Genomic DNA, 14,515 nt, shown 5'->3' with positions numbered 1-14,515 from the left:
GGCGGGCCTGCCGGCAAGCCTGCAGGCGAACATCGACACGGTGGCGGCCAACGTGGCCGCGCTGGCCGGCCCGGTGGTGACGACCCAGGTGGCGAACGTGAGCGCGTCGCTGGGCAACATCGTGCTGGGCACCACTCCGGCGGCCACGCTGGCCGCGCTGCAAGCGAGCGGCGCGGTCAATGGCGTGGTGGACAGCGCCAAGTCCACCACCGCGAGCGCGCTGGTGTCGGCGGTGCCGGCGGCCACGCTGACCGACCCGGCCAAGACCGCGGGCCTGACGGTGCTGGGCGACGCGGTCGCGAGCGGCAACCCGACCAAAATCCAGAGCGCGGCCACCGGCCTGGGCAGCGGCGCGGTGGACAGTGGCGCCATCGACAACGTGGCCAATGCCGTCAAGCCGGCCAACTTCATCCAGCTGGCGAGCGTGACCATCAACGGCCAGACCTTCCCGGTCAGCGACGCGGTGACGGTGACGGGCGGCACGCTCGGCGCCATCACGGTAGCGGTGTCGAAGGACGGCGACCCGTTCGCCGGCGGCGCCGCGGACGTGCGCGCGGGGCTGAGCTACACCTACAACGGCAACACGGTCAACGTGATCATCGAGAAGGTCTCGCTGACCTTCAGCGGCTCGGCGCTGACCGCCGTGCAGGTGCCGGTCAACACGACCTACTCGTTCAGCATCTCGGGCGCGACCTCGGCCAACGTCAGCCTGACCAACGCCGTCGCCGACAACCTGTTCAGCAGCGCCAACGGCGGCTCGCTGAGCCTGCCGTTCACCACCTTCCTCGGCAAGCTCAAGAGCGCCGGCGCGCTGAGCCAGGCGCAGATCGACGCGCTCACGCCGAAGGCGACCGCCACCTTCCCGGTGACGTTCGCGGTGACCGGCCAGGGCGGCAAGGAGGTGAGCGTGGGCACCCTGGTCAGCGGTACCGCGCAGAAGGCGCAGGTGCAGTCGGTGCAGACCGGCACGGCCACGGTGAGCGGCAACGCCATCAAGACCGCGGTCACGCTGAACCCCTGACCGGCGCGCAGCCGGCCTTCCGCCCGCACGGGGAAGGCATGCCCGGTCATCCGCCGCGCGCGCCGGCAGGCCAGCGCGGCGGGTGGCCGGCTTCTTTTTTTGCGTGCAGTGCGCCGGTTCCCGCGGGTCAGGGCCGCGGCGCATGCCGTGCATGAGGCCAGCCCACGGCCTCGGAGTCTCCTATGCTGTTGTTTCGCTCGCGCCGGCTCGGCAAGGCCGGTGCCCTGATGGTGGGCTTGTCGTGCGCGGGCGCGGCCAGCGCCGCGCCCGACGACGTGTTCATGCAGGCCGAGCCCGCCACGGGCGAGTTCACCTCCGTGCGCGTGGAAGCCAGCTTCGACATGGTCAACCGCTCGATGGACGTCTTCAACCAGGGCGGCAACAGCCTGCCGGACAACGCCGGCGACTACCGCGGCGGGCGGTTGATGCTGGGCTACAAGTTTTCGCCGCGCTGGTCGGCGTCGGCCACGTACTGGCGGCGCGGCATCGACTACGGCCCCGACAACAACCAGATCGACACCTGGATGGTGGCGCTGCACTACGACCCGCTGGCCGAGCCCGGCGCGCGCGACCGCGTCATGATGCGCTTCTCGCTGTGGGGCGACCGCTCGGGCACGCTGGACCGCTCCGCCGCGCTGAGGGTGCGCAGCGCCACCTTCAACGGCGTGACCGTCAACGACGCCAACGACATCCAGGCGCAGGCCGACGTGATCTTCTCGGGCGAGCTGACCGAGCGCAGCCAGTTGACCGGCTTCCTCGGCCTGGGCGCGAGCCGCGTGACCATCGGCGGCATCAACACGCGCCTGCAGCAGGGCGGCTGCAATTTCAACGTCGCCATCGGCTCGGACAACATCGCCAACGGTTCGCTGGCCGCGCCTTGCCGCACGGGCAACGTCAACCTGCAGTCGGCATCGTTCTCCACGGACGCGAGCCAGTACGGGCTCAACATCAACGACGATTTCAACTACGTGGCGGGCTACCTGAACCTGGGCGGCGCCTACCGCTGGAAGTACAAGGATTTCGCCGCGCGGCTGGGCTACCAGTTCCAGTACCTGCTGCGCAGCAACGTCGACAGCCGCGCGCAGGCCTACGGCACTTCGCCGATCCGTTCGAACCATACGCTGGGGCTGGAGCTGTCGTACGCGGTGGTGAAGAACGTGGAGGTGTTCCTGCGCGGGCAGGCATCGCTGCACAACTTCGTGGGGACCATCCCGTTTCTCTACAACGCGGCGACCGCCGGCAAGCTCGACCGTTATTACGGCTACGGCTCGATCGGCATCCGCTTCTCGGGATTCTGATGGTGCCGGCGGGCGGCGGTTGCGCGCCGGCGTGGCTGCCGGCGAAAAAGAGGGGTGCAGGTGCAGGGCGCCCCTGCACCCCTTGAGTGTTTAGCAAGGGGTCAGTCTTGCCAAGGTGAATTGTGGTTGATGTTGCACCGCGTCAGTACCCTGCCTTGGGGGGGGGACCTGCTTCGGAGGGGAATCCGAAACGCCCGGAAGCGCTCCGGTGCTGAAAGAATGAGGTACTGGCGCACCGGCATGCCGCATCGCTCATTGCATCGCCTGCGCGCATCGCTGCGCGCAGGGTTGCCGTGCGCGAAAGCGGCAAGGCGGCAAGCGCGGGCGCACGTGGCGAACAAAACAAGAACAAAAGAAGAACGAGACGGGTGCGCAGAAAAACGAGAACGATCAGAACACCAAGAACAATGAATCGTGGTCAGGGTAGAGCGGACAGGTATGGCTTCCGGGAGCTTGAATTGCACTTCGCGTTAATCAGTGGCCAGGCTGGCGCCTGTCCGGGGCCGGACAGGCCGGACGCGTCCGTCACGGGGCCGGAGGAGGGCCCGCGCGACGCCTTGGCCGAACGCATCGCGCAACTGGGGCAGCGGCTGGGCGCGCCCGAGCTCGCGCCGCCGGGCGCGGAGGTGGTGGAGCGCAACCTGCAGACCGACGACCTGCTCGCGCTGAGCCGCGCCGAGCTGGTCGGCGCGATCGAGCTGGGGCATATCTATCCGGTGTTCCAGCCGCAGATCAGCGCGCGGCACGGCGGCATCGTCGGGCTGGAGGTGCTGGCGCGCTGGTCGGACAAGGGCTGCGAGCACGCGCCGGACAAGTTCGTGGAGAGCATGGCGGGCCACGGCGTGGAGACCCTGCTCATGGACCACTTCCTGTGCGCCTGCGCGCGCGTGCAGGCGCGCTTTCCGCGCTACCACGGCCGCTTCTCGCTCAACGTCAACCCGCGCACGGCGGCGGCGGTGGATTTCATTCCGGTGCTGCTGCGCGCGAGCATGTCGCACGGCCTCGACATTGCGCGGGTGGTGCTCGAGCTCACCGAGCAGACACGCCTCGGGTGCGAGGGCGAGGCGCGCCTGCTGGAGAACCTCAACGCGCTCTCGAACCGTGGCATGGTGATCTCGCAGGATGACTTCGGCGCGGGTTATGCCTCGCTGCAGGCGCTCGGCCTGCTGCCGTTCAAGCAGGTCAAGATCGACAAGACCATGCTGCACCGGGCCCGCCATGCCGAGCGCGCGCGCCGGCTGCTCTCGCTGTCGATGGAGCTGGCGCGCTCGCTGGAGCTGCAGACCGTGGCCGAAGGCGTGGAGAGCGACGACGACATGGCGCTGGCAAGATCGCTCGGCGCCGACCTGCTGCAGGGCTTTGCCATCTCGGCGCCGGTGCCGCTCGAGCGGCTGGGGGAGCTGGCGCTCTAGCCCTGGCGCTGGTCCTGGCTGCCGCGCGCGTCGACGTGCGCGGCGAAACCGGTCCGGCCCGGCGCGATGCCGGGCCGCAGCGTGAGCGCCGGGATGTCGTAGGCGCCGGCATTCTGCGCGCGGAACGGGATCGGCGCGGTTGTCCCGAGGCCGTCGAGACGCTGGCCGAGCGCATCGCGGATACCCGCGAAGCGCGCTTCGTCGACCCGGCCGGTCCGGTAGACCACGAACGGCGGCAGCACGTCGAAGCCGGGGTAGTACAGGATGCCGTGCTGGATCGGGAACAGCAGGTCGTCGATCGGGCCGTTGATGCCGCGCGGGCCGTAGTGCGACTCCCAGCCGCCGGCCGTGACCACCAGCATCGCGCGCTTGCCGGCCAGCGTGCCTTCGCCGTAGCGGTCGCCCCAGCGGGCGTCGGAATGTTCGCCCACGCCGTAGCCGAAGCCATAGGCGTAGACGCGCTCCACCCAGCCCTTGAGGATCGCCGGCATCGAGAACCACCACAGCGGGAACTGCAGGATGACGGCATCGGCCCAGCGCAGCTTGTCCTGTTCGCGCGCGATGTCCGCGCTCTGCGTGCCGTGCTCGAATGCGTGCCCGGAGTCGAGGGCGGGGTCGAAGCGCGCGCCGGGCTGGTGGTCCGTGTTGTCGTCCGCGTCGAGCGCGGCTTTCCACTTCATGGCATAGAGGTCCGAGACCTGGACCTCGTGGCCGGCCTCCCGGAGATGCCTGACCGTGAAGTCCCTGAGCGAGCCGTTCAGTGAGCGGGGCTCGGGATGGGCGTAGACGAGAAGTACGTGCATGGCTGGGTCTCGGGTTGCGATGAGCCGGGTGGTGGCGAGAACAGCAAGGTAGGCCCGCGCCGGGTATATTGGAAATGAATAATCCATATGCCAGGTATTGCCATGAATAATCTGCGACGGCTGGACCTCAACCTGCTGGTGACGCTGGACGTCCTGCTTGCCGAGCACAACGTGACACGCGCGGCGCAGCGCCTGCATCTTTCCCAGCCGTCGGTCAGCGTCCACCTGGCCCGGCTGCGGGAGATCCTCGGCGACCCGCTGCTGCTGCCCGGGCCGCGCGGGATGCGGCCCACGGCCCGCGCCGAGGCGCTGCGCGAACCGCTGCGCGAGGCGCTCGCGGCGCTGGAAAGCGCGGTCGCGCCCGCCAGCCCGTTCGACCCGGCCACGGCCAGCCAGACGTGGCGCGTGGCGGCCTCCGACTACGGCGAGTCGACTGTCCTGCTGCCGGCGCTGAACGGCTTGCGCGCGGCGGCGCCCGGCGTCCGGCTGGCGGTGCTCGAACTGATGCCGCCGCGCATCGCGAAGCAGGCGGAGCAGGGCGAGATCGACCTTGCCTTCCACGTCGGCGACGAGGCGTCGCCGGGCCTGCGCCACCGCACCCTGTTCACGGAGCGCTACGTGCTGGCGGGCCGCGCCGGCCATCCGCGCCTGAAGCGGCGGCCGACGCTGGCGCAGTTCTGCGCGCTTGACCATGTGATCGTGTCGCCGGACGGCGGGGGATTCCGCGGCGTCACCGATGACGCGCTCGCGCGGGCGGGCCTGACGCGCCGGGTGGTGCTGTCCGTGCCGCACTTCCTTTTCATGATGTCGGTGCTGGCGACGACCGACCTTGTGGCGATGCTGCCCGCGCGCCTCGTGCACGGCGTTGGTGCGCTGCAGGTGGTGGAGCCGCCCCTCGCGGTGCCGGGCTACGAGATGGCCATGCTCTGGCACGAGCGCAGCCACCGCGATCCCGCGCACCGGTGGCTGCGCGAATACATCGCGGGCGCGGTGTGAGCGGGGCAGGGCAAGGTGGAGCGGGGCGGCGCCGGTTTGACTACCGTTATATACAACGCTATATTTCGGAAACCGGGCGCCGCCAGCCAGTCGCGGCGCCCGTCTTCACAAGGCCGTGCCGTGAACCAGTCGTTGCTGATCCTCGATGCGTTTTCGCTGTCTCCCGGCGAGCCCGCGGCGCGCGCGCTGGCGGGCGTGCTGGAGAGCGCCGACGCGGGCCGGCTGCCCCGTTTCGCGCAATGGCTCGGGCTGGACGAGGCGGAGTTCTGGCGCATGCTGGAGCAGTGCTTTCCGGGCGCCCGGGCGGCGGGATGGGCACCCGAGTCCGCCCCCGTCGACGCGGCCGCGCTGCCCTGCGAGTTTCCCGACCTGGTGGACATGCTGATCGCCTCGGGCGACGCCAGCCGCCCGGCGATGCGCTGGGCCGCCCACGCGCTGGCCAGCGGCTGCTTCGGCGGCTCGCACCTGTGGCAGGACATGGGCCTGTCCGGCCGGCACGATGTCTCGCGCCTGCTGCAGGAATACTTTCCCGCGCTTTATGCGGCCAACACCGCGGAGATGAAGTGGAAGAAATTCTTCTACCACGAGTTGTGCCGGCGGCTGGATCTGCATCCCTGTCCTGAACCGTCCTGTGCCGCCTGCGACAACTACGTGGCTTGTCATGGGGCGGAGACGGTGGCGGTGCTCTGGCGCTAGCGGCGGGGTCTGGGCGCCTGCCCTCTCCCCCGGCCCCTCTCCCACAAGCGGGAGAGGGGAGCGCACCGGCAGCAGTGCCAGCGCTTCACGAAGCCGCAGCCCCCAGCGCAAGCGACCCCGCGCCATCCTCCGCCACCGACAGCGGCGCCCGCTGCCCCGGCGCGACATAAGCGGCTTCCAGCAGCGCCCGCGTGTAGTCGTGCTGCGGCCGGTCGAAGATGTCGGCCACGCTGCCTTGCTCGACGATCCTGCCCTGGTGCATCACGACGATGCGGTCGGCCACCTCGGACACCGCGGCGAGGTTGTGCGAGACGAAGAAGCAGGCGAAGCCGTGCTGCGCCTGCAGTTGCCGGAACAAGGTCAGCACCTGTTTCTGGATCGTCATGTCGAGCGCGGACACGGGTTCGTCCGCGACCACCAGCGCGGGCCGGCGGATCAGCGCGCGGGCGATGGCCACACGCTGGCGCTGGCCGCCGGAGAGCGCGTGCGGATAGCGCTCGCCCAGCCCGTCGAGCCCGACTTCGGCCAGCATGGCGTCCACGCGCGCGCGGCGCTGGGCGCGCGTGAGCGGCTCGCCGTGGTTGAGCGGCTCGGCCACGATGTCGCCGATGCGCTGGCGCGGGTCGAGCGACGAGTACGGGTCCTGGAACACCATCTGGCAGGCCAGCCGGAAGTCGCGCCGGTCTTGCCGGCCGCCGCTGCCGGCCGGTTGCCCGCGGAACCGGATCTCGCCGCCGGCGAGCGGCAGCAGGCCGATCAGCGCGCGCCCGAGCGTGGTCTTGCCCGAGCCGGAGCCGCCGACCACGGCCACCACTTCGCCGGGCCGGATCGCCAGCGAGACGCCGTCGACGGCGAGCTTGTCCGCCTGGCGCGAGAACAGCCGGTGCGCGCCGGGGTAGGCCACGGCAACGTTGCGCGCCTCGATCACCGGCGGCGCGTCGGCCACGGCGGGGCGGCTGTCGTCGCGCCGCGGCAGCGCGGCGATCAGGCTGCGGGTATAGGCTTCGCGCGGGTTGCGCAGCACTTCGCCGGCGCGGCCGGACTCGACCTGGTCGCCGCGCTTGAGCACCAGCACCGAATCGGCATAGTGCGCGACCAGCTGCAGGTCGTGCGTGACCAGCAGCACGGCGGTGCCGCTGGTGCGCGTGAGGTCGGCCATGATCTGCATGACCTCGCGCTGGCTCAGGGCATCGAGCGCGGTGGTCGGCTCGTCGGCGATCAGCAGGCGCGGCTTGAGCAGCATGACGCAGGCCAGCATGATGCGCTGGCGCATGCCGCCCGAGAACACGTGCGGGTAGGACGCCATGCAGCCTTCGGGGTCGGCGATCTGCACGCGCGCGAGCATGGCCACGGCGCGCTCGCGCGCGGCCTGCGCGGGGATCTTCTCATGCAGCATCAGGCCTTCGCACAGTTGCGCGCCGACCGTCATGGCCGGGTTGAGCGAGACCATCGGCTCCTGGAACACCATGCCGGCGACCTGCCCGCGCAGCGAGCGCATGCCGCGGTCGGGCAGCGTGGCGACGTCGTGGCCGGCCAGCGTGATGGTGCCGCCGGTCTGGCGCACCTGCGACGGCAGCAGGCGCATCACGGCGCGCCCGGCCATCGTCTTGCCGCTGCCGGATTCGCCGACCAGCGCGAGCACCTCGCCCTGCGCGATGTCGAAGGAGATGCCGTTGAGGATGGGCGTGCCGGCGGCGCTGCGCAGCGTCAGGCCGCGCACGCTCAGCAGCGGGGCGCCCTGGCCGCCGGGGAGCGGATGGGAGGCGGGCATGCGGGCGTTCATCCTGGAATTCATCGTGGCTCCATGCGGGGGTCGAGCCAGTCGCGCAGCGCGTCGCCCAGCAGGTTGATGCCGAGCAGCGTCAGCGCGATGCACACGCCGGGCGCGATGCCCAGCCAGGCGGCGGATTCGATGTAGGGGCGGCCCGACGACAGCATGTTGCCCCAGGTGGGCGCGGGCGGCGGCACGCCGAGGCCGAGGAAGCTCAGCGCGCTTTCGGCCAGCACCACCCAGCCGAACATCGAGGTGCCGAGCACCATCAGCGGCGCGGCGCAGTTGGGCAGGATGTGGCGCAGCATGGTGACGAGCTCGCTGTTGCCGATCACGCGCGAGGCTTCCACGTATTCCTTCTCGCGCAGCGACAGCACGGTGCCGCGCACCAGCCGCACCACGGTGGGGGTGTAGGCCAGGCCCAGCGCCAGCACGATGCCGTACTTGTTGGCGCCGGTGACGACCATGATGCCGAGCGCGAGCAGGATGCCGGGGAAGGCGAGCAGGGCGTCGTTGAAGACCATCATCACGCGGTCGATCCTGCCGCGGAAGTAGCCGGCGATCAGGCCGAGCAGCGTGCCGAGCAGCAGCGCCACCAGCACGGTCAGCGCGGCCACCAGCAGGCTGGCGCCGGCGCCGGCCAGCAGGCGCGAGAGGATGTCGCGGCCGAATTCGTCGGTGCCGAGCCAGTGCAGGCTGCCGGGCGGCTTGAGCCGCATGCGCAGGTTCAGGCGCAGCGGGTTGTAGGGCGTCCAGATCACGGAGAGCAGCGCCATCGCCGTCACCGTGGCCACCAGCAGGCCGCCTATCAGCGCGTTGGTGCGTAGTTTCATGATGTCGCCACTCGCGGATCGAAGAGAGGGTAGAAGAGGTCCACGACAAGGTTGACCAGCACGTAGATGCCCGCGGTGAACAGCAGGCAGCCCTGCACCACGGGATAGTCGCGCGCGAAGATGGCGTCCACCAGCAGCCGGCCGAGGCCGGGCAGCGTGAACACGGTTTCCAGCACGGCGATGCCGCCGAGCAGGTTGCCCAGCACCAGCCCGATCAGGGTCCAGGTGGGCGCGAAGGCGTTGGGCAGCACGTGGCGCAGCAGCACGCGCAGCTCAGACAGGCCCTTGGCGCGCGCGTGGGTCACGTATTCCAGCCGCAGCGTCTCGACCGCGCTGGAGCGGGCCATGCGCGTGAGCACGCCCATCTCGATCAGCGTCAGCGTGATGACCGGCAGCACCAGGTAGCTGGCCGCGGCGCGCCAGTCCTGGCTGAAGGTGACGTAGCCGACCACCGGCACCCAGCCCAGCTTGAGGCCGACGAACAGCAGCAACAGCAGGCCCAGCCAGAAGCTCGGGATCGACAGGAAGAAGGTGGCGCCGGCGACGATCACCGTATCGGTCAGCGAGTTCTGCTTCCACGCGGCGAACAGCCCGGCCGGCACCGCCAGCAGGGTGGCCGCGCCCACCGCCACCAGCACGATGGCGGCGCTGACCTGGAAGCGCTCGAGCAGCAGCGGCAGCACCGCTTCGCCGCTGCTCAGCGAGTGGCCGAAGTCGCCGCTGGCCATGTGCGACAGCCACAGGCCGAACTGCACCAGGATGGGTTTGTCGAGGCCGAACTGGGCGCGCAGGTCGGCGAGCTGCTCGGCGGTGCCGGCGTCGCCGAGGATGAGCTGGGCCGGGTCGCCGGGGATCAGCCGCATCAGCACGAAGACCAGCACCGCCACCAGCAGCAGCGTCGGCACCGTCCACAGCGCGCGTCTAAGCAGGTACAGCAGGAAGGACGAAGACAAGGGGGGCTCCGGTTATGTTCATCTGGCTGTGATGCATGCGGGGCGGGAGCGGCGCTAGCGCCTGGCCAGCGACACGCCCCAGGCGCGCGGCTGGCCCATCGGCCAGCCCTTGTAGCCCTTCACGTAGTCGCGCGCGGCGCTGGTGCGCATCTCCGAGTAGAAGAACACCGCCGGCACGTCTTCGAGCAGGCGCGCGTCGAGGCTGTCGAACATGGCCTGGCGCTGCGCGCGGTCCGTGGTGTTCATGCTGTTGCCCAGCAGGCGGATGGCCTCGGGCGTGTCCCACACCTTGCGCGGCTGGCGGTCCTTGGGGCCGATGATCATCTCGTAGGAAAGCGACGCGTCGAGCCGCGCGGAGTACGTGAAGGCCATTGCCTGGTAGTCGCCGCGGTTGTAGCGGTCGAGCATGGTGGCCCAGTCGAGCACTTCCACGTCCACCTTGAGGCCGGCTTCGCTGGCCATCGCCTGCGTCAGCACGGCCATGTCGAACAGCGAGTTATAGCGCTTGGTGGCCAGGATCTTGATGGTCTGGCCGCGGTAGCCGGCCTCGGCCAGCAGCTTGCGCGCGGCAGCGATGTCGCGCCCCGGCATGCCGGACTGCGCGCGGCCGTAGAACGGGCTGGCGCGCGGGATCACCGAGCGGTTCGGCTGCGCGGTGCCCTCGGTGAGGGCGTCCACCATCTCCGGCACGTCGAGCGTGAGCGCCAGCGCGCGGCGGATGCGCACGTCCTTGAGCAGCGGGTCGCGGGTCTGGAACAGCAGGCCGTTCAGGCTCATGGTGGGCATGCTCTGCATCACCAGCTCGGGGTGCCTGCGGTATTCGGGCAGGTCGTTGTCTTCCACGTCGAAGATCAGGTCCACGCCGCCGGACAGCAGCGCGGCCTTGGAGGCGGCCACGTCGGGGATGACCACGAAGCGCACCCTGGCCACCTCGGCGGTCTTGTTGCCGGTGTTGCCGTCGCGCTTGCCGGGCAGGGCCGCGTAGTCGGGGTTGCGCACCAGGTCGATGTACTGGCCGCGCTTCCACTCGGCGAGCTTGAACGGGCCGGTGCCGACCGGCTCGCGCCACTTGCCGTCGGGGCCGACGGAGCTGCGGTGGTAGACGCCGGCGCCGCCGCAGTCGGGCCGCGCCAGCGTTTCCAGGAACAGCGCGGAGGGGCGGTCCAGCGTGTAGACCACGGTCAGCGGGTCTTTCGCTTCTACCTTCAGCACCTTGGCCTGGCCGCGCCCGTCGAACTCGGACAGGCAGCGCCAGTTGTTGGCCGGCGTCATGTAGCGGTGCCACGAGAACACCACGTCGTCGGCCGTGAGCGGCGCGCCGTTGTGGAATCTCAGGCCCGGGCGCAGCGCGAAGGTGTAGGTCAGGCCGTCCGGCGAGGTGGTCACGCTCTGCGCCAGCAGCGGGCCCACGGTGGTGTCCTCGCGGAACGCCACCAGGCCTTCGACGATGTGCGAAACCACCGCGTCGGTGTTGGCATCGCGGTTGATGCCGGGATCGGTGGAGCGGATGTCCGCGTTCAGGCGGATGCGCAGCGTGTCCTGCGCCGGCTGGGCATGCAGCGCGGGCGTGCCCAGGGCCAGGCACGCCGCCAGGGTGAAGGTTGCCGTCAGCAGCCGGGCCAGCGGCCGCGCGGCGTTTTTTCGTCTCGTCTCCATCTCTCCTCCGGCCGCGTCAGGCGGCGACTGCCCGCCGGTGGGCGGGGGCCGCGCCATCCGTGCGCGGCTGCTGGATTTCCATGTCCAGAGTGAAGGTGGCGAAGGTGGGATGCAGCGCGGGCAGCATCGACACTTCCATCACGCCCAGCTCCGGCTCCATCACGATCATCGCCACCGTGGCCGACAGGTTGTTGCTCGTGTTCGGGCGCGGCGGGCGGCACACCGAATACGGGGTTTCGAAATCGTCGAACAGCGCGCGCTTGATGGTGTCCACGGTGATGCCGCCCACGTGCGGTAGTACCAGTTGGCGCACGCGCTCGTCGCGGTAGAGCGAATCCGGCATCTTCTGGATGCCGAGGTCGCGCAGCTTGGACAGCGCCACCGGGCTCTGCCAGTGGTTGGCGTGCACGATCACGCCCTGCTCGGGCAGCACCTGGAAGGTCTCGTCGGGCGCGCATTCGAAATCGATGGCCACGCCGCCGGCGTGGGCCACCATCATGTTGTTGGCCGCCGACTTGGCGCTCACGTATACCGACTGCATGGCGAAGGCCAGGCGCCGCTGCTCCAGCACCTTGCGGCGGATCAGCGCCAGCGGCACGCCGAGCGTGCGGTAGTCGCGCTCGCATTCGAGGTAGTTGGCGGTGATCGAGATGCCGGCCGCGTTCATGCCCGAGCGCGCCAGCGCGCCGGCCTCGGTGAAGGTGAGGTAGTCGGGGCCGTCTTCGCGGTGCACCTTGAGCACCACCGACGATTCGGCGCATTCCGCCTTCCAGTCCCAGTTCTGCGCGTGGATCACGCGGCCGCTGGCGGTGGCGCAGGGCAGCGCCACCACGCCGGTGCAGCCGTCCGGGTCCAGCGGCACCGGTTGCTGGTTGCGCATGCGGTCGGCCAGCTTGAGCACCTCGGTGCGCGCGTTGAGCATGACCACGGCGGCGTATTCCACCTGCGCGCCTTCGGCGATGCCCTTCATTTCCTCGATGTAGGTCGCGTCGAAGGCGGCAATGGTGGGCTCGAAGGTCGCCACGATCTTGCGCAGCTCGGGCCAGCCGAGCTTGTTGCTCTCCAGCTGCCGCGCATAGTGGTCGATGCCGCGCCGGATGCGCGCGGCGGCTTGTTCGCCGTATTGCCGGCCGCGCTCGCGCGGCGGCCCGCTGACCTCGATCAGCGGGCAGTGGGGAACGGTGTCACGGAAGGCGGAATGGTCGTCGGGATGGCTGGACATGGGAGGGAGCGTTCTCGGAGTCGGATATTGTCGCGGCAACGTGGTCGGGTCCGGGCGCTGTCGCTATGGTGTAACCGCGGTGTGCTGCGGGTTGTGCTGCGATTAAGTGTATTTTGTTGATATAAAAAAATCAACGAATACTTGGGCGGCACGCCCGCTCCCCGCGGCGGTGCATGCCGGCTGCCGGCCGGGCACCACCGGCGCGCCCGGCGAACCACCTGGCGGACGCGATTTCCCTTTCCCGGTGCGAGACCATCGGTATTTTCCCCAGGCGCGTGCGCGCTTGCCGCTATGCCGCGCCGCAGCGCCATCCTGCCACCGGCGCCGTGCCGGTCCGCGGCCCGCCCGACGATCCCGGACACCTTCGTCCGGACTCGCCACTGCGGACCTGGCCTGCTTTCTTCGCGGCGCCGCGCCTCGCCCCCTCCGATCTGGCGTTTCGCAGCATCCCGCACGCTAAATGTATTTTTTATGGTGTTTTGGATTCACAATAGACACTTCATATTGGCGTCGCCCGCTGAAACAATGGATGCGCCAATTGATGAAATTGTCGCCATTGCGAAGGGGGTGGGCACGGTTTTGTGCTGTTCATGGCACAGGACGGGTCTTTCGTGCCTGCATTCCCTCGCGACCCGATAAGACATCCTGTCACACAAAAAACACATGACTCCGGGCTTCCGCCGGGGCCGTGGGGCTTGTGCCTGGACAGGGTTGGTACACGCCGGCACGAGCCAGACCGGCACTCGACTTTGACAACGAGGGGAAACCTGAAGCATGAAGAAAACAGCATTGGTGGTGGCGGCCCTTGCGGGGCTGCCCGGCAGTGGCGCGTTCGCGCAGTCGTCGGTGACGCTGTATGGCGTGGCCGACGTCGGCGTGGAGTTCGCCAATCATCAGAAGGGCGCCGGCGACAGCGTGGTGCGGATGCAGTCGGGCAACCTGTCCGGCTCGCGCTGGGGGCTGCGCGGCGCGGAAGACCTGGGCGGCGGCATGCGGGCCATCTTCGCGCTGGAGAGCGGCTACAACGTCGACGACGGCAAGAGCGGGCAGAGCGGGCGGCTGTTCGGGCGCCAGGCATGGGTGGGGCTGAGCACCGCCTATGGCTCGCTGACGCTGGGCCGCCACAACACGCCGATGTACGACATCGGCGTCCAGTACGATCCGATGGGCATTTCCACGCGCTATTCGATCGGCGTGCAGGACGACGTCTTCCAGTCGCGCGCGGACAATTCGCTCAAGTACACGGGCAAGTTCGGCCCGGTGACGGCCAAGCTGCTGTACAGCTTCGGCGCGGACGGCACCGCCGGCACCAATGGCGAGGTGCCCGGCCATTTCACGGTCGGCCGCGAATACGGCGCCAGCCTGGCCTACGAGAGCGGACCGCTGGCCGTGGCCGCCGTCTATGACGAGCAGGACGGCGACACCGTGGCGAGCGAGGGCGACCGCACGCGCAAGGCGGCGCTGGTCGGCACCTACGCCATCGGGCCGACCAAGACCTACCTGGGCTACCGCTACGGACGCACCATGACGGCGCCCCTGAACCAGACGACGAACCTGTACTGGGCGGGCGTGCAGTGGGACATCACGCAGGCGTGGTCGCTGACCGGCGCGGCCTACTACCAGGACTTCCGCGCCTCCGGCGCCGATCCGTGGCTGTTCATCGTGTCGGGCGGCTATGCGTTCTCGCGCCGCACGGACGTCTACCTGAACGTGGCCTACACGCGCAACAAGGATGACTCGAACCTGGGCACCGGCGGCTTCGGCTCGACCGTGCCGGGCAAGAACCAGACCGGCGTGCTGCTGGGCATCCGGCACAAGTTCTGAGCGGCGCGAGGCAGGCGGGCCAGGCCCGCC

General features: G+C 69.6%; 11 protein-coding genes and 1 pseudogene. 6 read left to right on the top strand and 6 right to left on the bottom strand.

The window, feature by feature from the left end; translation table 11 throughout:
• The 3 genes and pseudogenes from K206_RS43620 to K206_RS0106165 form a co-directional block, all read left to right on the top strand.
• Positions 1–1,021 (top strand): annotated as a pseudogene (locus K206_RS43620) (hypothetical protein); the annotation flags it as partial.
• Between the two features lie 182 nt (positions 1,022–1,203).
• The gene (locus K206_RS0106170) at positions 1,204–2,319 is read left to right on the top strand and encodes a hypothetical protein (protein ID WP_020201540.1); all 1,116 of its coding nucleotides are present in this window, start codon (positions 1,204–1,206) and stop codon (positions 2,317–2,319) included.
• A 557-nt stretch (positions 2,320–2,876) separates the two neighbouring features.
• Positions 2,877–3,731, top strand: a complete 855-nt coding sequence (locus K206_RS0106165; RefSeq protein ID WP_020201539.1) for an EAL domain-containing protein — start codon at positions 2,877–2,879, stop codon at positions 3,729–3,731.
• Here the strand turns inward: K206_RS0106165 and K206_RS0106160 are convergent.
• Positions 3,728–4,534 (bottom strand): NAD(P)H-dependent oxidoreductase, encoded by an 807-nt coding sequence (locus tag K206_RS0106160; protein ID WP_020423693.1) that lies wholly within the window; start codon positions 4,532–4,534, stop codon positions 3,728–3,730. The genes K206_RS0106165 and K206_RS0106160 overlap by 4 nt on opposite strands.
• Positions 4,535–4,636: 102 nt before the next feature.
• On the opposite strand from K206_RS0106160, the gene K206_RS0106155 reads away from it, so the two are divergent.
• Together K206_RS0106155 and K206_RS0106150 are read left to right on the top strand one after the other, a co-directional pair.
• Positions 4,637–5,530 carry a LysR family transcriptional regulator gene (locus tag K206_RS0106155; protein ID WP_020201537.1) on the top strand — a complete coding sequence of 298 codons (894 nt, stop codon included), beginning with the start codon at positions 4,637–4,639 and terminating at the stop codon, positions 5,528–5,530.
• 120 nt (positions 5,531–5,650) lie between these two features.
• On the top strand, positions 5,651–6,226 hold the full coding sequence (locus K206_RS0106150) for a nitrogen fixation protein NifQ (protein WP_020201536.1): 576 nt from the start codon (positions 5,651–5,653) through the stop codon (positions 6,224–6,226).
• Positions 6,227–6,311: 85 nt separating this feature from the next.
• Here the strand turns inward: K206_RS0106150 and K206_RS0106145 are convergent, their stop codons facing one another.
• From K206_RS0106145 to K206_RS0106125, 5 genes are read right to left on the bottom strand one after another with little or no spacing between them, the layout of a single operon-like run.
• Complete coding sequence (locus K206_RS0106145; RefSeq protein WP_196812845.1) at positions 6,312–8,021, bottom strand: ABC transporter ATP-binding protein; 1,710 nt, start codon at positions 8,019–8,021, stop codon at positions 6,312–6,314.
• Complete coding sequence (locus K206_RS0106140) at positions 8,018–8,830, bottom strand: ABC transporter permease (RefSeq protein WP_020201534.1); 813 nt, start codon at positions 8,828–8,830, stop codon at positions 8,018–8,020. The genes K206_RS0106145 and K206_RS0106140 overlap by 4 nt, the downstream gene beginning before the upstream one ends.
• Positions 8,827–9,783, bottom strand: coding sequence for an ABC transporter permease (locus K206_RS0106135; RefSeq protein WP_020201533.1), 957 nt, complete (start codon positions 9,781–9,783; stop codon positions 8,827–8,829). The genes K206_RS0106140 and K206_RS0106135 overlap by 4 nt, the downstream gene beginning before the upstream one ends.
• 54 nt (positions 9,784–9,837) lie before the next feature.
• The gene (locus K206_RS0106130; RefSeq protein ID WP_155887974.1) at positions 9,838–11,439 is read right to left on the bottom strand and encodes an ABC transporter substrate-binding protein; all 1,602 of its coding nucleotides are present in this window, start codon (positions 11,437–11,439) and stop codon (positions 9,838–9,840) included.
• Positions 11,440–11,455: 16 nt separating this feature from the next.
• Positions 11,456–12,661, bottom strand: a complete 1,206-nt coding sequence (locus K206_RS0106125) for a C45 family peptidase (RefSeq protein ID WP_020201531.1) — start codon at positions 12,659–12,661, stop codon at positions 11,456–11,458.
• Between the two features lie 774 nt (positions 12,662–13,435).
• On the opposite strand from K206_RS0106125, the gene K206_RS0106120 reads away from it, so the two are divergent.
• Complete coding sequence (locus K206_RS0106120) at positions 13,436–14,485, top strand: porin (RefSeq protein ID WP_043365624.1); 1,050 nt, start codon at positions 13,436–13,438, stop codon at positions 14,483–14,485.
• The last annotated feature ends 30 nt before the right edge of the window (positions 14,486–14,515 follow it).

The sequence above is a fragment of the Cupriavidus sp. WS genome, assembly GCF_000395345.1.
Classification (GTDB): domain Bacteria; phylum Pseudomonadota; class Gammaproteobacteria; order Burkholderiales; family Burkholderiaceae; genus Cupriavidus; species Cupriavidus basilensis_B.
This window is presented reverse-complemented; position numbering and strand designations above follow the sequence as displayed.